Raw genomic sequence first — 18630 nt, 5'->3', positions numbered from 1 at the left:
GCCGGGCCGATGCAAACGGCAAGCGCCGGAGGGCCTCAGCGCAGGCCGCGCAGCAGGTCCAGGCGGCGCATGGCCTTGCCTGGCAGGGCCGACACCCGGCCCAGCGGCAGGGCCTCGGCGGCCTGGCGGACGGTGTATTCCGCGCCGCGCACCAGGGCGGCAGCCGAGGGCACGCCGACGAAGCCGTGGTTCAACGGCTGCTGCACGTTGGAGAGCTCGCGCTTGAAGCGGTAGTCGCCCTGGCCGAGGTCGAGGCGGCGATAGGGCGAGCCGTCCATCCAGCGCAGGATGTCCTGGAACAGCAGCAGGCCGGGGGAATAGCGCTCGAAGGCGTCGTCGTGGGCGATCATCCAGGCGTGGATGGTATGCGTCCCGCGCAGGTGGAAGTGCGCCGCGGCGAGCTTGCCCTGCATGTGCAGGGTGAACAGCACGCCGCCGAACTCGGGCTGGCGGCTGGCGAACAGCTCGCGCATCAGCGCCATCGGCCAGCCGGCGGCGAAGATGTCGGTCTGGTTGGTGGCCCGGTACTGCGCCCGCTTCCAGTCGAACAGCTGCTCGAAGTCGGTGGTCGACCGCGAATGGGCCTGGAACGTCAGGGGCCCCACCTCGCGCTCGGCCTTGCGGCGCTTCTTGTCGAGATCCTTGATGATGCCGACGCCGGCCGCCTTGCGGCCCGCGGCATAGGCTTCGTAGCCCTCCGGCGCGTCCACGACCCACGAGATGTCGCCGCCGCGGGCGAAGGGCTGGAACGGCGCCTGGCAGGCCAGCATGTGGCTGAAGTCGAAGCGGCCGACGCCCAGGGCGCGGGCGACCAGGCGCGGATCGAACGTCACGCCCGGCTCGGTCACCGCCCCCTGGTAGTCGCAGAGCGGCGCGCCGCAGGCCATGGCGGTGAACGGCGTCCGGCGCAGGGCCATGTAGCCCTTGGCCCGACCCTCGTCATACAGCACGGCCACCCGCGCCCCGCGGTCGGCGGGTCCCTGGGCCCGTTCCACCGCCTGCGGCCATTCGGGGGCGAGGAACGGCGAGTCCAGGGTGATGTCCGCGGCCTGCAGGGCGCGCCAATGCGCCACCATGTCGGCGGGCATCAGTTGCGGCAGCAGGATGTCGATCTCCACCCTCGGGCCTCGTCTCGCCAGGAACGTTGTCGGCGGGACAATGCGCCGACAAGGTTTCAGCGGGGTTTACCCAGTCCGGGCCGCGGCGCCGCGGGTTTTGGCGCCGCCCGCGCTTACTGACCCTGCGCCGCGCGCCGCCAGATCTGGGTGCGGCCGAACACCGGCAGCCCCACGTACGGGCGCACCACCAGGCTGTCGGCGCCGCCCAGCGACACCTGGCAGTCGTAGGTCTTGCCGTCCTCGCGGTTGTAGATCCGGCCGGTCCAGCGCCCGGGCCCGTCGGCGGCGAGGCCGGTCAGGACCTTCACGCCCAGCCCCGGCAGGGCGGCCATGGTCTGGCCGGGATGGGCCATGGAATGGTTGGCCAGCACCCGGTCGATGGTCCCGCACAGCGCCGGGCCGCAGGGCGCGATCGCCACCACCACATTGCCGCTGGCCGTCACCCAGCGTCCCTCCGGTCCGCGGGCCAGGGCCTGCGACGCCGCGCCGAGGCTGAACGCCGCGGCCAGCAGCAGGGTCCTTGCGGCGACGGGCGCGCGCTTGTCTCGCGAGGTCATGGGGGTCTCCGTCAGGCTTTGATGTGAACGATGATTACATCGCGCCTCGCGCGCCGGTCAATAGAAATGTGATCGTCGTTTACATCGGGGCCGGCCGCAGCTAGAGCCTGGACATGGCTGACACCCCCCGCCCCTATCATCACGGCCGCCTGCGCGAGGCGATGGTCGAGGCGACGGTGGCGCTGATCGAGGAGGTCGGCCCCGAACGGGTGACGGTGCGCGAGGCCGCGCGCCGCGCCGGCGTCTCGCCCGGCGCGCCGTTCCGCCACTTCGCCGGCAAGACCGCGCTGATGACCGCGGTGGCCGAGGAGGCCATGGCCCGCTTCAGGACCGAGGTGCTGGCGTCGCTGGCGCAGGTTCCCGCGGACGACCCGATCGCCGGACTCAAGGCGATCGGCGGCGGACTTGTCCGCTGGGCGGTGCGCAACCCGACCCACTTCAAGGTGCTGTCCGACCGCGCGCTGATCGACTTCGACGGCTCGGCGGTGCTGCCGGCGATCAATCGCGAGATGCAGGCGATCCACGCCGACCTGCTGGCCCGGGCCATCGCTGGCGGGCTGATCCGCGCGGGCGACCCGAAGACCCTGGCGCTGGCCGGCCGCGCCCTGGTCTATGGCCTGGCGCGGATGTACGTCGACGGCCAGCTCGCCCAGTGGGACGTCGCGCCGGACGAGGCCGAGGCGCGCATCACCGCGGCGATCGACGACTACGTCGAAGGGCTGCGCGTCCGCTAGGCTTGCGTGCCGACCCGATGGCGAAGGCGGCGCCCCGCGCGCGGCAGACCGATGTTCCGTGAACGCTTCAACCGGCGAGCCCCCTGTGCCAAGCTCGTCCTTTCGGCGGGGGACGGCGGATGATCCGGATGGTGGGACTGGCGCTGCTGGCGGCGCTGCTGGGGCTGGCCGCACCGGCGGGCGCGGAGGAGTCGCGCCTGTTCACCGACACCGCGCCGCTGCAGGTGACGCTGAGCGCCCCGTTCCCGGCCCTGGTGCGCGGCGCGGCGACCAAGGTCACCGCCTTCCCGGCGACCCTCGAGGTATCGGACGGCCAGGGCGCGCCCGAGCATTTCGCCATCCAGCTGTCCGGCCGCGGCAAGACCCGCCGCACCGGGGGCTACTGCAAGTTCCCGCCGCTGCTGCTGACCTTCGACAAGGCGGCGGTGAAGGGCACGCTGTTCAAGCATCAGCACAAGTTGAAGCTGGTGACCTACTGCCGCGACGCCGACGACTACGAGCAGCGCATCGTGCTCGAGTACCTCGCCTACCGGCTCTACAACCTGGTCACCCCGCAGAGCTTTCGCGTGCGCGCCGCCGAGGTCACCTACCGCAACGCCGACGGCTCGGGCGCGCCGGTGAAGCGCTTCGGCTTCCTGATCGAGGACCTGAACGATGTGGCCGACCGCAACGACCGCGACAAGCTCGACGCCGCTACGCACCAGGTCAGCGCCAGCCGGCTGGACGCCCGCGCCGCGGGCCGCGCCGCCTTGCTGGAGTACATGCTGGGCAACCTGGACTGGGACTTCCTGGCCGGCCCGGCCGGCGCGAACTGCTGCCACAACAGCCACTATATCGCCGCGCATGGGGCGGTGGCCGCCAACGCCACCGGCGTCGTGCCGGTGCCCTACGACTTCGACTATTCCGGCTTCGTGGACAGCCCCTACGCCGACGCGCCGGAGGGCATCCCGGTGGCGCGCCTGACCGACCGCTACTACCGCGGCTACTGCGTCAGCACGCCGGAGATGGCCGCGGTGGCCGACGAGTTCCGGGCCCAGCGGGCGGCGATGACGGCGCTGATCCAGACCGAGCCGCGCCTGAACGCGGCGTTCCGTGGCAAGGCGCTGAGCTTCATGGACCGCTTCTTCGCGGTGCTGGACGACCCGGTTCGCTACAAGCGCGAGGTCGTCACCCACTGCCGGTGAGCCGGTCGACCGAACCCCGCCCTAGCGCTGGCTGTCCGGCTCGGCTGGTGGCGCGGCGACGCCCGTCACGGCGCACTTTTCGGCCATCACCGGTTCGGCCTGCCGGTCCAGGTCGGCGACCTGGGCAAGGTAGTCGGCATGGCCGGGGCCGCTGGGGCGCAGCGCCAGGCGGTGGCCGCGATAAACCGCCGTCAGGGCGTCGCCGTCCAGCACCAGGAAGGCATGCGGGTCGCTGCAGCCGCGGCGCACGGCGATGTCGGTGAGGATCACGCGGCCGTCGAACCGGGCATTGACCATCGAGTACTGCTTGGTGTGCCCGACCACGATGCGGCTGACCTTGTGGCGGGCGAGCAGCGCGGCGACGTTCGGCGCCTCGGACGTCTCGTCGTGCTGCGCCAGGCCGCGGTACCACAGCGGGCCATCTTCCGCCCACAGAATGTCGTGCGGACCCGCCTTGTCCTCGGGCTGATGCTTCAGCGCGGCGACCACCGCCTTGTCCAGGGTGTCCAGGTCGAAGCCGGCGTAGGCCGGTCCCAGGCCGCCGTGCAGGTAGAGGCTGTCGTTGATGCGGATCACCGCGCTGTGGCCGGTGACCCAGCGGCCATAGACCCCGTCCGCCGACCAGGCGATCTGGTGTTCCACCCAGCCCAGGGGGTGCTCGGCGTCGAAGCGCGCCCGAAAGGCGTCGTCGAACACCGGCGGCGGCTGTCCAGCCGGCGGCCGGGTCTTCAGCGTCTGCACCACCAGCCGGTAGTAGGCGTCGCGCTTGCGGGCGGAGTCCTTGTCCACGAAAGCCGCGAATTCGCCCGGCGTGGTGTAGCGCAGGTCGCCTTCCATGTTCATGGCTTCGTGGTTGCCGATCAGCGCGTGCACGTAGCCGCCGGCGCGGCGCGCCTGCGGCTCCAGCCGGATCAGCAGGTCGAGGATCCTGCGGGTGTCGGGCGCGCGGTCCGGCACGTCGCCCAGCTGCACCAGGTGGGTCCTGCCGCCGGCCCAGTTGTCGTGCGCGTCGATCAGACCGGCCTGGGTCAGCTGGTCGTGGAACTTGTCGTAGTCGCCGTGCAGGTCGCCGATCGCCACCACCCGGGCGACCCCGTCCCACTCGGTGCGGCCGGGAGCGGCCCGCGCCGCGCCGGCCGGCGCCAGCGCCGCCAGACTCGCGGCCGCCAGCGCGACGAGCGCCAGGGCGCGCAGGGAGCTAGTCTTCATGCGCCCGAGCATAGCGGGTCAGCGTGCCCTGCGCATGTCCGCCCTCGTCGGCGATCACCAGCGAGCCGTCGGGCAGGATCGTCGCCCCCTCGGCCTGGCGATGCTGGCGTCCCAGCCAGCGCGCGGCCAGCAGACCGCCCGCCTCGTCCAGCTCCAGCAGGGCGTTCTCCCGCGCCGCCAGCAGGATCAGTCTGCCGCTGACCGGGTCGATCTCCAGCGACGACGGATGCAGTCCCCGCGCCCCGACCGCCTCCGCCAGGGGCTCCAGGGACACCGACAGCCACAGGGCCGCCGGCGATAGCGGCGCGCGCGGCGACCAGGCGAACAGCGACAGCGTGCCCTGCAGCTGCGGCGCATAGAGCCGCTTGCAGGCGATGATCAGCAATTGCTGGCCCTCGTGGAAGGCCAGGCCCTCGACCTCGCCCACCGGTCCGAGCCCCGTGTCGAAGCTCTCGAAGTCCACTGCCGCCCGGTCGTCCCCTTCGCGGAAGCGCCGCACCCAGCCGTCGCTGGAGGCCAGGTAGAAGTCCCCGCCGCCGTCGATCGCCAGGCCCTCGAAGTCGCCGCGCAGCACCGGTTCGCCCAGCGAGAAGCGCTTGGCCGAGGCCCCGGTCTCCACGTCGATCTGATGGATCACCGCCGTTTCGTCGTTGTGCCCCATCACCCGGCCGTCGGGCGTCAGGGCCAGGCCGGAGATCTCGCGCAGCTTCTTGGGCAGCAGCCATTGCGCCACCGGTTCGGGGTCGAACAGCGACGCCCCGAAATCCGCCTTCAGCTGCCGCAAACCCGCCTGTTCCTCCGAAGACGACCGTCCGCAGCATCCATAATCGTCCGTACAAGGCAAGCTTCACCGTATGGCCGGGCCGTGGCTTGTCAAACGCGGCGGGGCCGTACACGCTCGCCGGATCGCGGGGGACGAGCCATGAAAACACTGCTGGTCTTGCTGGCGTTCGGCCTTGCGCCGAGCCTCGCCTTCGCCGACGCGCCCGGCCTGTTCAGCGGCGGTTCCGGCCAGCTGCCCGCCGCGGGCTGGGCCGGTTTCCTCGACATGCACTTCATGGCCGACGCCGTAGGCGCGCTGGCGCTGGCGATCGTGCTGGGCGCCGTGGTCGGCTACCACCCGATGGCGCAGCGCACCGTCGACACCCTGGAGGAGGCCGAACTCCCCAAGGTCTACATCATGTACGCCTTCATCGGCGCCGTGATCGGCGTGACCGTGCGCGAGTTCGGCATGGTGATCGGCGTGGTGGTGTTCGGCATCGGCGGGCTGATCCGCTTTCGCACCGACACCGGCTCGGCTCGCGACACCGGACGGCTGATCGTGGTCACCCTGGCCGGGCTGATCGCCGGGCTGGGGCTGCCGCATTTCGCGGTGCTGACCGTGGTGTTCGCCTCGGCGCTGATCTTTGTCTTCGACGCCCGTCCCGCCTGCCGGGTGAAGATCAGCGAGCTGCCGCAGGGCCGGGTGGCCCAGTGCGCCGCCATCTATCGTGAGGTGCTGGTGCGCGAGGGCTGCAAGGTGATCAGCGAGCGCAAGTCGTTCAACAAGAACCGCGTCGAGTTCGTCTTCCGCCTGCCGCGCGCCACCGCGCATGAGCGGCTGCACGAACAGCTGTGCGCGGTGCCCGACGACGCCCGCGGCGAGATCGACTGGGAAGTGCAGTAGCGCCCGCCCCGGGGCGTCGGGGAGCGCCCGGCAGGACGCCCCCCGGTCCCCTTGGAACTACTTCAGCTCGGACTTGGCCTTTTCCAGGTCCGGCGTGTGGCCGCCGGTGGTGGCGGTGCGCGTGCGCATGGTCTCCTGCAGCGCCGCGGCGGCCTTCTCGTTGCCCATGATCTTGCTCATCACCGCCGCGCCGGCGCGCTCGAACGACTCGCGGTGCTCGACGACGTATTCGCGCGAGGTGCGATAGCCTTCCAGCAGGCCGTTGACCTCGGGGATTACGTAGCGCGCCACCAGGTCCCAGCTCTTCAGGGTGTTCTCGCGGTTGGCCCAGTCGTGGGCGAAGCCGATCACCGTGCCGAAGCCGCCCGACAGCTGGTAGAGGTCGCGGATCGCCTTGACCAGGTCGTCCGGCGTGCCGATCACCGAGGCCGCGCCCTCGACGAAGGCGGTCTGGTCCACCGCCTCATCCGGGGTCTTGTAGGCGACGGCGCCCGGCCGCATCAGGGTGCCGACGTTGTATTCGTTGTGCCAGCGCATCAGGCCCTCGCGCGCCTCGACGCGGGCCTGTTCGCGGGTCTCGGCGATGTGCCAGGTCATCACCACGCGCCAGTTCTTGCGGTCGACCGTCTGGCCGTGCTTGGCCGCGGAGTCCTCGGCGAAGCCCCACTGCGTCGGCAGCGCCAGCAGCCCCTGGGTGGACATCGAGCCGATCGACAGCACCCCCGCGCCGTACTTGCCGGCCAGGGTCATGCCCGACGGGCTGACCTGCGAGGCCACGGCGAAGGGCATGTCCTCCTGCAGCGGAAACAGCTGCAGGCGCGCATCGCGCAGGGTGAACCAGTCGCTCTCGTGGGTCACCCGCTCGCCGGCGAACAGCCGCTTGATCACCCCGATCGCCTCGTCCTGGCGGTCGCGCTGCACCATCGGATCGATGCCCAGCATGTAGGCGTCGGAGGGCAGGGCGCCCGGGCCGGAGCCGAAGATCACCCGCCCGCCGGACATGTGGTCCAGCTGCACCATGCGCTGCGCCACGTTGAACGGGTGGTGATAGGGCAGCGACACCACGCCGGTGCCCAGGCGGATGCGGTGCGTCCGCTCGGCCGCCGCGGCCAGGAACAGCTCGGGCGAGGCGATCACCTCCCAGCCGGTGGAATGGTGCTCGCCGCACCAGAATTCGTCGAAGCCCAGCTCGTCCAGCCGCTGGGCGAACGCCAGGTCGCTGCGCAGCTGGAGCATCGGGTGCTCGCCGATCGGGTGGTGGGGGGCGAGGAACGCGCCGAACTTCAGGCGAGGCATGTGAGCGTCTCCGGTGGCCATGTCTGGGTCCTTGGCGACACTTTTAAACGGACGTTTGAAGTCGGCAACGGGAAATCGCCGTTCCTTCCCCCACGTCTACTGCGCCGGTCGGGCGGTGAAGCGCAGGATCGGGCCGTTCCAATGCTCGTCGTCGCGGTCCAGCACCTCGATGTCCTCCGCCTGGGGATAACCTTCGATGGCACGCGTCCAGAACCCCAGCGCGCCGATGTTGCGCCGGGCCACGGCCGCCTCCCACACGCCGGGATAACGCGCGAACAGGGTGCGCGCAGCCCAGGTCCCGACCCCGCCGCGACGGTGCTTGCGCACCACAAAGAACTCGGCGACGTTGCGCTCCAGCGGCAGGCCGGAATGCGAGGTGGCGTCCACCAGGGCGAAGCCCGCCGGGTGACCGCCGGCCCGCAGCAGCAGCGGGATGGCGCCCGGGTCGCCCCGCCACCAGCGGTCCAGGGTCGGGGGCGCGAACCGGCCGTCAGCCTCCAGCTCGCCGCGGTCCTGGTCCCACCAGAACTCCGAGAAGTCGTGGATGTAGAACTGGAACAGGTTGGCGATCACCGCCTGCTCGTCCGGGGCGGCGACCTCCAGGGTCAGGTCGGGGCGGGCCGGGGCGCTCATGGCCTGCTTCCGGCGCGGGCCTTGCCGTCGTGCGGGCCCAGCGGGCGCTCGGGCCAGTCGGTCCAGGCGTCGGGGCGCGCGCGCTCGTGCGCCTCGTTCAGCGGATAGCGGATCTTGTTCTCGGCCTTGGGCTTCTCGCCCACCACCAGCAGGCGCACCTCCTGGTCGGTGTTGTTGAGGAAGCTGTGGCAGACGCCGGTCCCTGCCGGGAAGGCCACGCTGTCGCCCGGCGCCAGGGCGTGCAACACCCCGTCGATCCAGACGTCGGGCCGGCCCTCGACGACGAAGGCGTACTCCTCCTCGGCGCTCTCGGCGTGCGGGTAGCTGGTGCGCCGGCCGGGCGGCAGGCGCACGTGGTGGATGCCGATGCGGGTCAGCCCGAGCTTCTCGCCGACCGCGGCGTCGAGCCCCATCGGTTCGTCGTCGCCGCGATAGATGTGCGGCTGGGGATCCTCGATGAGGGTCCAGTGGGCGATGAAGTCTGGGCGGTCGGACATGGCGGGCTCCTTCCCCGCCAGCCTAGCGCGACCTCCGCCCGCAAGTCTGCTAGCCAGGGGCGTGGATTCGAAGACACCGACCAAGCGGCCCCGGTCCAAGACGGTCAACGCCGCCAACCTCGAGGCGCTGGGGGCGGAACGGCTGGCCGCCATCCTGCTGGAGGCCGCCGACGAGCAGCCGGCCGTCAAGCGCCGCCTGCGCCTGGCGCTCGCCGCCGCCGCCGGGCCCGAGGTCCTGGCCGCCGACCTGGCCAAGGCGCTGGACAGCGCCCGCGCCGCCCGCGGCCGCATTCCCTGGCGCAAGCTGCGCACCGTTCGCCAGGAGCTGGACCTGCTGCGCGCCACCATCGCCGGCCCGCTCGCCGAGGCCGACCCGGCCGCCGGGGTGGTTCTGATGCTGGGGTTCGTCGGCCTGCAGCGGCCGGTGCTGGCCCGCACAAAGGACGCCAAGGGCGAGATGGCCGCGCTGTTCGCCGAGGCGCTGGAAGACCTCGCGCGCCTCGCGCCGCTGACCCCGACGGCCCCGGCCGCCATTTCCGAGCTGGCCTTCGCCGTGCTGGACGACCTGCCGGTCGCAGCCATGGGACCGGTGACCCAGGCTCTGGCGCCGGCGCTCGACGGGGTCGCGGTGGCCGAGCTGCGCGCGCGCATCGAGACCGCCATGGCGCCGCAGCGGCGGGTGAACGCCGGCTGGCGGCTGGCGCTGCAGGCGCTGCTCGACCGGCAGGGCGACGCCGCCGCCTATGCCGACAGCTTCTCGGCCTCCGAGGCGGTGCTGCCGCCGGTGGGCGCGCGCATCGCGCGGCGCTTCCTGGCCGCCGGCCAGCTGGACGACGCCGCCAGGGCGCTGCAGTGCTCCAGCCCCTTCGAGGGTCTGCCGAAGGGCGCCGTCATCGAGCCTGACCCCGGGGTCGCCGCCTGGGAAGAGGTGTCCATCGACCTGAAGGCGGCGCAGGGCGACGCCGAGGGCGCCCAGGCCGCGCGCTGGGCCGCCTTCGAGCGCCACCTGTCGCCCGACATCCTGCGCGCCTATCTGCGACCGCTGAAGGGCTTCGACGACGTCGTGGCGGTGGAGAAGGCGCTGGAACACGCCCTCGCCGCGCCGTCTTTCACCGCCGCGCTCGGCTTCCTGATCGCCTGGCCGGCGCTGAAGGAGGCCGCGGCGCTGGTGGAGGCGCGGTCCGGCGAGATCGACCCGGAGGCGCTGGACGTGCTGGAGCCCGCCGTGCGGGCGCTGGAAGGGCGCCATCCGCTGGCCGCGATCCTGATCCTGCGCAGGATGGTGCTCTACGCCGCCCTGTCGGACGACCGCGACCTCGCCAAGCGGACTCGCACCTGGATGCTGGAGGCCGAGAGCCTTGCGCACCAGATCAGCGACTTCGGCCCGCACGACACCCACGCCCGCTTCGAGCAGCGCGTGTATCGCCACATCGGGCGACCCTGAGGCGCCTGCCTTCCACTGTCATCCCGGAATCCGCGCAGCGGATATCCGGGACCGCGGCAGGCGTTGGCGGCGATACGGCCGGCGAACGTCGGCGTTTCCGGCGGTCCCGGATACGGGCTGCCGCCCGTTCCGGGATGACAGTTGGGAGAAAGGCGCCGCTAGGCCACCGAGGCCACGCCCCACTCGTTCCAGCCCAGGATCTGCGGGGTCTTGGGCAGGTACATGCTCTGGCTGTCCTCGAGCCGGAAGCCGGCGGCGGTGATGGCGCCGCCGATGGGCCGGGTCAGGTGGCAGCCGCCGGCCATGCGTTTCCACAGGGGCTCGACGCGGCCCTGCCAGCGGGCGACGCCGGCGTCCGGGGCCAGGCCATGCTCGCAGAAGAACAGCCGCCCGCCGGGCTTCAGCACCCGGCGCGCCTCGGCCAGGGCCTGGGCCGGCGTGCACACCGAGCACAGGGTGAAGGTGCAGACCACGCTGTCGAAGCTGCCCGGCTCGAACGGCAGGGCCTCGGCGGTCCCCTCCAGCACCTCGACGGCGAGGCCTTCGGGGCGCGGCGCCTCGGCGGTCCGCGCGCGAAGTTCCGCCGAGGGATCGACGCCGATCACCGCCTGGACCTTGGCCGGGTCGTAGAAGGCCAGGTTCAGCCCGCCGCCGATGCCCAGTTCCAGCACCCGGCCCGACGCCAGCGGCACGACCTTGGCGCGCTGCTTCATGATCGGGCGCGAGGCGCAGGCGCAGCCGATCAGCCGCGGCATGATGTGACGGTCGTACCAGGATGGCATGTCGTCCCCCCTTCAGGTCCGGCGTCAGGCCGGGTCGAACTCGCTGACCAGGTGGCCGGGCGCGACCTCGCGCAGCTCCGGAATATAGATCGGCGCCAGCGGGTCCAGGGTCAGCTTGGACGGCATGAAGCGCAGGGCCGAGCGCGGATCCATCGGGCTCGGCGGCTCGCCGTCCAGGCGCACCCGCACGCGATTGCGCTCGCGCGCCGGATCGGGGATCGGCGCCGCCGACAGCAGGGCCTTGGTGTAGGGGTGCTGCGGGTTGGCGTAGATCTGCTCGCGGTCGGCCAGCTCCATCACCCGTCCCAGGTACAGCACCATCACCCGGTGGCTGATCTCGCGCACCACCGCCAGGTCGTGGCTGATGAACATCATCGCCAGGCCCATGCTGCGCTGCAGCTGGATCAGAAGGTCGATGATCTGGGCGCGGATCGACACGTCCAGGGCCGACACCGCCTCGTCGCAGATCACCAGCTTGGGCTTCAGGATCATCGCCCGGGCGATGCCCACCCGCTGGTTCTGGCCGCCGGACAGTTCGTGCGGGTAGCGGTTGATCAGCTCAGGCGAAAGGCCGGCCTGCTGCATCATCTTCACCACCTCGGCCTCGCGCTGGCCGCGGTCGAGCTGCGGGCGGAACACGGTGAGGGGCTCGGCGATGCTCTCGCCGATCGTGGAGCGCGGATCCAGGCTGGCCAGCGGGTCCTGGAACACGATCTGCAGGTCCTTGCGCGCCTCGCGCATGGACTTCTGGTCGGCGTGGGTGATGTCGCGGCCCATCAGCGTCACCACCCCGGCGGTGGCGGGCAGCAGGTTCAGCACCGCGCGCGACAGGGTCGACTTGCCGCAGCCGCTCTCGCCCACCACGCCCAGGGTCTCGCCCTGGCGCACCTGGAAGTCGACGCCGTCCACCGCGCGCAGGGTCTTCTTCTCGCCGAACAGCCCTTCGCGCATCGGGAACCAGACCTTGACGTTGCGGCCCTCGACCACCACCGGCGCGCCGGGCGCCAGGGCCGCCGGCACCGGCCGGCCGCCCCGGTCGGCGCGGTCCAGCCGCGGGATCGCCTCCAGCAGGGCGCGCGTGTAGGGCTGCTGCGGATCGGCGAACAGGGCGTCGGCCGTTCCTTCCTCGACATAGGCGCCGTCCTTCATCACGCACACCCGGTCGGCCAGGCGGGCGATGACGCCCATGTCGTGGGTGATCAGCACCATGGCCGCGCCCGTCTCGCGCTTCAGGTCGGCCATCAGGTCGAGGATCTCGGCCTGCACGGTGACGTCCAGCGCCGTGGTGGGTTCGTCGGCGATCAGCAGATCCGGGCCGGTGGCCATCGCCCCGGCGATCATCACCCGCTGGCGCATGCCGCCCGAAAGTTCGTGCGGATACTGCCGCAGCCGTCGGCCGGGTTCGGGGATGCGCACCTTCTTCAGCCAGGTGTGCGCGTGGTCCAGGGCGTCGGCCCTGGACATCTTCAGATGCAGCATCAGCGGCTCGATCAGCTGGTCGCCGATGCGCACGTGCGGCGTCAGGGCGGTCAGCGGGTCCTGGAAGATCATGGTCATCTTCGAGCCGCGGATGCGGTTCAGCTGCGCGGTCTTCAGGCCCAGCAGCTCCTGGCCGCGGTAGCGCACCGAGCCCTCGGCCCGGCCGTTGCGCGCCAAGAGGCCCATGGCGGCCATGAAGGTCTGGCTCTTGCCCGAGCCGCTTTCGCCGACCACGCCCAGGCATTCGCCCGGCGCCACCGACAGCGACACGCCGCGCACCGCCTCGACCACTGCATCGTGCGTGTCGAAACGAACTTTCAACGTGTCGATCCCCAGAATGGGGGCAGTGGGTGACTGGGCCAAGGCAGGGGCTTTCCGGTGACGATAGAAGTCGCGGACCATAGCGCGGTGATCGCGCGCGACGCCAGCGGCGCGCCGAAGCCAGCCCTCGGCCGGCCGGGAGGCGTGCGTTGAAGATCCTGATCACCGGCGGCTGCGGCTTCATCGGCTCGACGGTTGTGCGCCGCGCGCTGGGCGAGGGTTTCGCCGTGGTCAACGTCGACGCCATCACCTATGCCGGTGACCCGGACAACATCGGCGACCTGCAGGACAGCCCCCGCTACGCCTTCGAATACGCCGACGTCTGCGACGCCGAGGCGATGGCGATGATCTTCCAGCGCCACCAGCCCGACGCGGTGCTGCACCTGGCGGCCGAATCGCATGTCGACCGTTCGATCGACGGCCCGCTGGGCTTCGTGCGCACCAACGTCACCGGCACGGCGACCCTGCTGGAGGCGGCCCGCGCCTATCTGGACAAGCTGCCCGACAGCCGTCGCAAGACCTTCCGCTTCCACCACGTCTCCACCGACGAGGTGTACGGCGCGCTGGGCGAGGAGGGGGTGTTCGACGAACAGAGCCCCTATGCGCCGAACTCGCCCTATTCGGCCAGCAAGGCGGCCTCGGACATGATGGTCAGGGCCTGGGGCAAGACCTACGGCCTGCCGGTGGTGATCACCAACACCTCCAACAACTACGGCCCGTTCCAGCACCCCGAGAAACTGATTCCGACGGTGATCGTCAACGCGCTGGAGGGGCGGCCCATCCCGCTCTACGGCCGCGGGACCCAGGTGCGCGACTGGCTCTATGTCGAGGACCACGCCGGCGCCCTGCTGCGGGTGCTGACCCGCGGGCGGGTGGGCGAGACCTACTGCATCGGCGGCGAGGCCGAGCGCTCGAACCTGGAGCTGGTGAAGATCGTCTGCGCCGTGCTCGACCAGGCGCGCCCGCGCTCGTGGCCGCACGCCGACCTGATCCGCTTCGTCTCCGATCGCCCGGGCCACGATTTCCGATATGCGATTTCCAACGCTAAGATTGCGGCCGAGCTTGGCTTCAGACCGAGCGTCGACCTGGAAACCGGGATCGCGAGGACCGTCCGTTGGTACCTGGACCACGAAGCCTGGTGGGGCGCGATCCGCGAACGCGGCTTCAAGGGCCAGCGGCTGGGGCTGAAGCGGGCATAGCGGGCGAGTCCTATCCATTACTTCCCTTCTCCCCTTGCGGGAGAAGGTGTCTTGCGCAGCAAGACGGATGAGGGGTCGAGCGAACCGTTCCGGTTCCGGGATCAGTCGTTGTGACGATGCCCAAGCCGAAACGCGCCTTGGCGAAGCGAATGCGCCGCGACCCTACGGCCATGGAAGCCAAGCTCTGGCGCCTGCTGCGAGATCGGCGCCTGGAGGACCTCAAGTTCCGCCGCCAGATGCCGATCGGACCCTACGTCGCCGATTTCGCCTGCCTGCGGCATCGACGGATCGTCGAAGTCGACAGCGAGTATTTCCACGATCCGCAACGCGATGCGCGACGCGACGACTGGTTCCGATCGCAAGACTTCCGCATTCTGCGATTCGACGAAGGTCGCGTTCGTTCGAAGCCGGAGGATGTTCTGACCACGATCCTTGAAGCTGCTGGCCGCAGGCCGCACAGTCCACTCGACCCCTCATCCGACCCGCTGCGCGGGCCACCTTCTCCCGCAGGGGAAGAAGGCAAGGAAGAGGGGGAGCGACCGGTCGGGGACGCATGACTCGCCGCGGCATGATCCTGGCGGGGGGCGCGGGGACGCGGCTCTATCCCCTGACCCAGGCGGTCTCCAAGCAGCTGCTGCCGGTCTACAACAAGCCGATGATCTTCTACCCGCTGTCGGTGCTGATGCTGGCCGGCGTGCGCGAGATCCTGGTCATCACCACGCCGGAGGACCAGCCGCAGTTCCGCCGGCTGCTGGGCGACGGCGGCCAGTACGGCCTGTCCATCGACTACGTCGTCCAGCCGCGGCCGGAGGGACTGCCCCAGGCCTATGTGCTGGGCGAGGACTTCCTGCGCGGCGAGCCCAGCGTGCTGGTGCTGGGCGACAACATCTTCTACGGCGGCGGCTTCTCGCCGCTGCTGCGCCAGGCGGACGCCTATCGCCAGGGCGCCACGGTGTTCGGCTATCCCGTGGCCGACCCCGCCCGCTACGGCGTCGTCGAGTTCGACAGTGACGGCCGGGTGATCAGCCTGGAGGAAAAGCCGGCCGCGCCGAAATCCAACGTCGCCGTCACCGGCCTGTATTTCTTCGACGGCCGCGCCAGCCGCCTTGCCCGCGACCTGCGGCCCTCCGCCCGCGGCGAACTGGAGATCGTCGACCTGATCGGCCGCTATCTCGACGAGGACGCCCTGAAGGTGGTCAACCTCGGCCGGGGCTTCGCCTGGCTCGACACCGGCACGCACGACGCCCTGATCCAGGCCGGCGAATTCGTGCGCACCATCGAGGAACGCCAGGGCCTGCGGATCGGCTGCCTGGAGGAGATCGCCTTCCAAAACGGCTGGATCGACCGAGCCCAGCTGCGCGAGCTGGCCGCCCGCGCCGGCCCCTATGGCGCCTATCTCAGCGCCCTGGCCGAGGGCGCGGTCTCTTGAGTGCGCCGGCCGGCCTGATCGGGGCCCACGGACAGCTCACCGCCTGGCTGCGCGACACGGCTTTTCCGCTCTGGGCGGAGCGTGGGCCCGACCGCGTCCTGGGCGGCTGGCACGATCGCCTGGACCAGTCGGGAGAGCCCGCGGCAGGCCCTCAGCGCGCGCGGGTGCAGGCGCGGCAGGTCTGGACCTTCGCCCAGGCCCCCCGCTTCGGCTGGGCCGGCGACTGGCGCGGGCCGGTGCGCTGGGGGCTTGAGGCCCTCGACCACCGCTTCCGCCGGCCGGACGGTCTCTACCGAGGCCTGGCGCCTCCCGCCGACCCGGGGGCGGCCGACGCCGCCGAGCTCTACGACCAGGCCTTCGTGCTGCTGGCGCTGTCGGCGGCGCGCGAGGCGGGCGAGGCGGGCGCGGAGCTGGCGGCGGAGCACCTGCTGGGCCGGCTGGCGCCGCACCCGCTGGGCGGCTTTCGCGAGGTCGACGGGGGGGCGGCGCTGCTGGCCAACCCGAACATGCACCTGTTCGAGGCCTTCCTGGCCTGGGCCGCGGTGGGCGGCGGCACCGTGTGGCAGGCGCTGGCCGACCGCCAGGCGGAGCTGGCGCGCACGCGGCTGATCGACCTGCACACCGGCGCGCTTGGCGAAGATTTCGGGCCCGACTGGACCGCGCCCGCCGACCCCGCCCGGCAGCGGGTCGAGCCCGGGCACCTGTTCGAATGGGCCTGGCTGCTGCTGCAGTGGTCGCGCACCGCCGGCCGCGCGCAGGACCTGCAGCGCGCCCTGCACCTGATCGCCCTGGCCGAACAGGCGGGATGCGATCACCATCGCGGCGTCGCGGTCGACCTGCTGGACGGCGACTTGAACGCGGTGGCCCTGACGGCGCGGCTCTGGCCGCAGACCGAGCGGCTGAAGGCGAACCTGGCGGCCGCCGAGATCACTGGCTCGGCCGCCTGCTGGGCGGCCGCGGAGACGGCGGCGGCGGCGATCCTGCGTTATCTCGACGTGCCCCGCCCCGGCCTCTGGCGCGACCGGCTGGACGCCGACGGCCGCTTCGTCGACGAGCCGGCCCCGGCCAGCAGCTTCTACCACCTGGTGCTGGCGATCCGGGTGCTGGACGAGGTTGTCGCGTCAGCAGACTAGAGGCCCCTTCCACCGTCATCCTCGGCCTTGTGCCGAGGATCAATGAACACGTGAGAATGGGTGGCGCGCTTCGAAGGGCGCGCCAAGACGGGCCGTCGCCGCGCATTTTTCGCTGAAGCCCCTGTGCGACGCTGCGCTGCCGCTCGCGACGTCGCTTCACGTGTTCATGGATCCCCGGGACTGACGCCCGGGGATGACGGGAGAGGGGGGGCCCTACGGCGCCAGCCCTCTGAGGAATATGCGCGTCACCCGTTCGGCGTGTTCGCGGATCATCGCCGGCGTGATCTCGCTCACCATGCCGGTGCTCAGGCGCAGCGCCCATTCGCCCTCGGCCATGGCGACGAACAGCGAGGCGATCTCGAACGGATCGTCGTCGAAGGCGATGTCGCCGTGCGCGCGGCAGCGCTCCAGATAGGCCACGAAGTTCTGGCGCTGCGCCTGAATCGCCTCGCGCAGCAGCCGCATGGCCTGATCGTCCGGACCGCTGACGCCAAGACCCTGCACGAGCGGCGCGGTGGCCAGGAGGAAACCCACCAGGTTCTCGGCCGCGATCGGCAGGACCCGCGCCGGCTGGGGGTCGTCCGAGGGGACCTGGCCGACCCGGGCGGTCATCCCCTCCAGCCGCGAGGCGAACACCTCCAGCAGCAGGGTCTCCTTGTTGCCGAACCAGGCGTACAGGGTCTCCTTCGAGGCGCGCGCCCGGCGGGCGATCGCGCCCATGCTGGCGCCGGCGTAGCCCTTCTCGGCGAACTCCCGAAAGGCGACCTCGACGATCTCGCGCCGCCGCGCCGCCTTGGCGTCCTCGATCACGTCACGCCTCCCCCCATCGCATCGCTCCTGTCTAGCGTCCTTCGGCGGTGCGCCAAGCCTCTTGCCATCGCCACGCCGTCGAACTATAGCCGAACCGAACGGTACGGTACGGGTCGGCCCAAGGCAAGCGCTGCCCGCCCCGGTCGTCGGAAACAGGAGGAGAAAGTCATGTCCGCTTTCCATGCTGGCAGGACCTACGCGGTCACCGGCGCAGCGTGCGGCATCGGAGCGGCCGTCGCCGCCGCCCCGGGCGCGGAGGGCGACCGGGTGATCGCGCTCAGCGGCGGCTGCCGTGGTCGGGCCGAGGACTTGGCGGCCCTTGTCGCCTGGCGCCTCTCGGCGCAGAACCGGCTAATGACCGGACAGGTGCTGTTCGCCGACGCGGGCATCAAGTGCGCCGCCCGTGGGGAGCGGGTGCGGTGATCGGCCCCGTCTCCGCCCCGCAAAGCCGCGCCGCGATGATTGCGGCCTGGTTTCGCACCCACGGCCTGAAGCTGGCGTTCGAGCTGCTGGTCAACTTCATCGGTCCCTATCTGATCTACAGCCTGGCCGCGCCGCATCTCGGCGACGTGAAGGCGCTTCTGGCCTCGTCGGTCCCGCCCCTGGCCTGGTCGATCATCGAGTTCGCCCGCGAGCGGAAGGTCGACGCCATCTCCGTTCTGGCCTTGACCGGCATCGTCCTGTCGCTGATCGCCTTCGTCGGCGGCGGTGGGGTGAAGATGCTGCAGCTGCGCGAGACCCTGGTCGGCGGGCTCGTCGGCCTGGTGTTCCTGGGCTCGGCGGCGATCGGTCGGCCGCTGATCCACGAGCTGGCCCGCGCCCGCATGAACCGCCGGTCGAAGGAAGCGGCGGCCGCGTTCGAGGGCCTGACCGCCGACGCCGCCTTCCGCCGGGCGATGACCCTGGCCACCGTGGTCTGGGGCGCGGGCCTCGTCGGCGCCTGCGCGATCAACTGCGCCCTGGTGTTCGCCCTGCCGATCAAGACCTACCTGCTGGTCGGCGGCCCGGTCAGCTACGGCGCCATCGGCCTGCTCACCGCCTGGACCTTCTGGTTCGTGCCGCGCGCGCGACGGTCGGCCCGGGCCCGGCAGACCTGAGCCTCGGCGGCGCGCCGAACCCGCCGTCGACAGGCCAAACGC

At 71.3% G+C, this 18630-nt stretch carries 20 protein-coding genes; 10 read left to right on the top strand and 10 right to left on the bottom strand.

What is annotated here, in order from left to right; translation table 11 throughout:
• Positions 1-35 precede the first annotated feature (35 nt).
• On the bottom strand, positions 36-1118 hold the full coding sequence (locus tag ACO2Q3_RS22115; protein ID WP_423310582.1) for a GNAT family N-acetyltransferase: 1083 nt from the start codon (positions 1116-1118) through the stop codon (positions 36-38).
• Between the two features lie 113 nt (positions 1119-1231).
• Positions 1232-1675, bottom strand: a complete 444-nt coding sequence (locus tag ACO2Q3_RS22110; RefSeq protein ID WP_423310580.1) for a DUF2147 domain-containing protein — start codon at positions 1673-1675, stop codon at positions 1232-1234.
• 113 nt (positions 1676-1788) lie between these two features.
• Between ACO2Q3_RS22110 and ACO2Q3_RS22105 the strand changes: the two genes are divergently transcribed.
• On the top strand, positions 1789-2409 hold the full coding sequence (locus ACO2Q3_RS22105) for a TetR/AcrR family transcriptional regulator (RefSeq protein ID WP_423310578.1): 621 nt from the start codon (positions 1789-1791) through the stop codon (positions 2407-2409).
• Positions 2410-2528: 119 nt separating this feature from the next.
• Positions 2529-3593 (top strand): hypothetical protein, encoded by a 1065-nt coding sequence (locus ACO2Q3_RS22100; protein ID WP_423310576.1) that lies wholly within the window; start codon positions 2529-2531, stop codon positions 3591-3593.
• Between the two features lie 21 nt (positions 3594-3614).
• Here the strand turns inward: ACO2Q3_RS22100 and ACO2Q3_RS22095 are convergent, their stop codons facing one another.
• Positions 3615-4802: a metallophosphoesterase gene (locus ACO2Q3_RS22095; protein ID WP_423310574.1), complete on the bottom strand. Its 1188-nt coding sequence runs from the start codon at positions 4800-4802 to the stop codon at positions 3615-3617.
• Positions 4792-5586 (bottom strand): hypothetical protein, encoded by a 795-nt coding sequence (locus ACO2Q3_RS22090; RefSeq protein WP_423310572.1) that lies wholly within the window; start codon positions 5584-5586, stop codon positions 4792-4794. The genes ACO2Q3_RS22095 and ACO2Q3_RS22090 overlap by 11 nt, the downstream gene beginning before the upstream one ends.
• Positions 5587-5724: 138 nt before the next feature.
• Here ACO2Q3_RS22090 and ACO2Q3_RS22085 point away from each other — a divergent pair, with 138 nt between their 5' ends.
• Entirely contained in the window at positions 5725-6468 is a 744-nt protein-coding gene (locus ACO2Q3_RS22085) for a hypothetical protein (RefSeq protein WP_423310570.1), read from the top strand.
• A gap of 57 nt (positions 6469-6525) precedes the next feature.
• Here ACO2Q3_RS22085 and ACO2Q3_RS22080 read toward each other — a convergent pair whose 3' ends face one another.
• The 3 genes from ACO2Q3_RS22080 to ACO2Q3_RS22070 form a co-directional block, all read right to left on the bottom strand.
• Positions 6526-7764, bottom strand: a complete 1239-nt coding sequence (locus ACO2Q3_RS22080; RefSeq protein ID WP_423310568.1) for an LLM class flavin-dependent oxidoreductase — start codon at positions 7762-7764, stop codon at positions 6526-6528.
• 96 nt (positions 7765-7860) lie between these two features.
• The gene (locus tag ACO2Q3_RS22075; protein ID WP_423310566.1) at positions 7861-8397 is read right to left on the bottom strand and encodes a GNAT family N-acetyltransferase; all 537 of its coding nucleotides are present in this window, start codon (positions 8395-8397) and stop codon (positions 7861-7863) included.
• Positions 8394-8894 (bottom strand): cupin domain-containing protein, encoded by a 501-nt coding sequence (locus tag ACO2Q3_RS22070; RefSeq protein ID WP_423310564.1) that lies wholly within the window; start codon positions 8892-8894, stop codon positions 8394-8396. Before ACO2Q3_RS22070 ends, ACO2Q3_RS22075 begins: the two co-directional genes overlap by 4 nt.
• Before the next feature lie 61 nt (positions 8895-8955).
• Between ACO2Q3_RS22070 and ACO2Q3_RS22065 the strand changes: the two genes are divergently transcribed.
• On the top strand, positions 8956-10338 hold the full coding sequence (locus ACO2Q3_RS22065; RefSeq protein ID WP_423310562.1) for a DUF6880 family protein: 1383 nt from the start codon (positions 8956-8958) through the stop codon (positions 10336-10338).
• Positions 10339-10496: 158 nt separating this feature from the next.
• Here the strand turns inward: ACO2Q3_RS22065 and ACO2Q3_RS22060 are convergent, their stop codons facing one another.
• Both ACO2Q3_RS22060 and ACO2Q3_RS22055 read right to left on the bottom strand, forming a co-directional pair.
• On the bottom strand, positions 10497-11120 hold the full coding sequence (locus tag ACO2Q3_RS22060; protein ID WP_423310560.1) for a class I SAM-dependent methyltransferase: 624 nt from the start codon (positions 11118-11120) through the stop codon (positions 10497-10499).
• 24 nt (positions 11121-11144) lie between these two features.
• Positions 11145-12920 (bottom strand): dipeptide ABC transporter ATP-binding protein, encoded by a 1776-nt coding sequence (locus ACO2Q3_RS22055; protein ID WP_423310558.1) that lies wholly within the window; start codon positions 12918-12920, stop codon positions 11145-11147.
• 149 nt (positions 12921-13069) lie between these two features.
• Here ACO2Q3_RS22055 and rfbB point away from each other — a divergent pair, with 149 nt between their 5' ends.
• The 4 genes from rfbB (at position 13070) to ACO2Q3_RS22035 (ending at position 16681) form a co-directional block, all read left to right on the top strand.
• Positions 13070-14119, top strand: coding sequence for a dTDP-glucose 4,6-dehydratase (gene rfbB / locus ACO2Q3_RS22050; protein ID WP_423310556.1), 1050 nt, complete (start codon positions 13070-13072; stop codon positions 14117-14119).
• A gap of 116 nt (positions 14120-14235) precedes the next feature.
• Entirely contained in the window at positions 14236-14676 is a 441-nt protein-coding gene (locus ACO2Q3_RS22045) for an endonuclease domain-containing protein (RefSeq protein WP_423311177.1), read from the top strand.
• The gene (rfbA, locus tag ACO2Q3_RS22040; protein ID WP_423310554.1) at positions 14673-15548 is read left to right on the top strand and encodes a glucose-1-phosphate thymidylyltransferase RfbA; all 876 of its coding nucleotides are present in this window, start codon (positions 14673-14675) and stop codon (positions 15546-15548) included. The genes ACO2Q3_RS22045 and rfbA overlap by 4 nt, the downstream gene beginning before the upstream one ends.
• Complete coding sequence (locus ACO2Q3_RS22035) at positions 15545-16681, top strand: AGE family epimerase/isomerase (RefSeq protein ID WP_423310552.1); 1137 nt, start codon at positions 15545-15547, stop codon at positions 16679-16681. The genes rfbA and ACO2Q3_RS22035 overlap by 4 nt, the downstream gene beginning before the upstream one ends.
• 213 nt (positions 16682-16894) lie before the next feature.
• Here the strand turns inward: ACO2Q3_RS22035 and ACO2Q3_RS22030 are convergent, their stop codons facing one another.
• A complete protein-coding gene (locus ACO2Q3_RS22030) occupies positions 16895-17491 on the bottom strand; it encodes a TetR/AcrR family transcriptional regulator (RefSeq protein WP_423310550.1) in 597 nt (198 codons plus the stop codon).
• A 168-nt stretch (positions 17492-17659) separates the two neighbouring features.
• Here ACO2Q3_RS22030 and ACO2Q3_RS22025 point away from each other — a divergent pair, with 168 nt between their 5' ends.
• Both ACO2Q3_RS22025 and ACO2Q3_RS22020 read left to right on the top strand, forming a co-directional pair.
• Positions 17660-17914: a hypothetical protein gene (locus tag ACO2Q3_RS22025; protein ID WP_423310548.1), complete on the top strand. Its 255-nt coding sequence runs from the start codon at positions 17660-17662 to the stop codon at positions 17912-17914.
• The gene (locus ACO2Q3_RS22020; protein ID WP_423310546.1) at positions 17911-18588 is read left to right on the top strand and encodes a VC0807 family protein; all 678 of its coding nucleotides are present in this window, start codon (positions 17911-17913) and stop codon (positions 18586-18588) included. The genes ACO2Q3_RS22025 and ACO2Q3_RS22020 overlap by 4 nt, the downstream gene beginning before the upstream one ends.
• The last annotated feature ends 42 nt before the right edge of the window (positions 18589-18630 follow it).

Origin of the sequence: Caulobacter sp. KR2-114 (genome assembly GCF_049446115.1) — a bacterium.
Classification (GTDB): domain Bacteria; phylum Pseudomonadota; class Alphaproteobacteria; order Caulobacterales; family Caulobacteraceae; genus Acaudatibacter.
The sequence above is the reverse complement of the archived record's forward strand: the minus strand, read 5'-3'. Positions and strand labels throughout refer to the sequence as shown.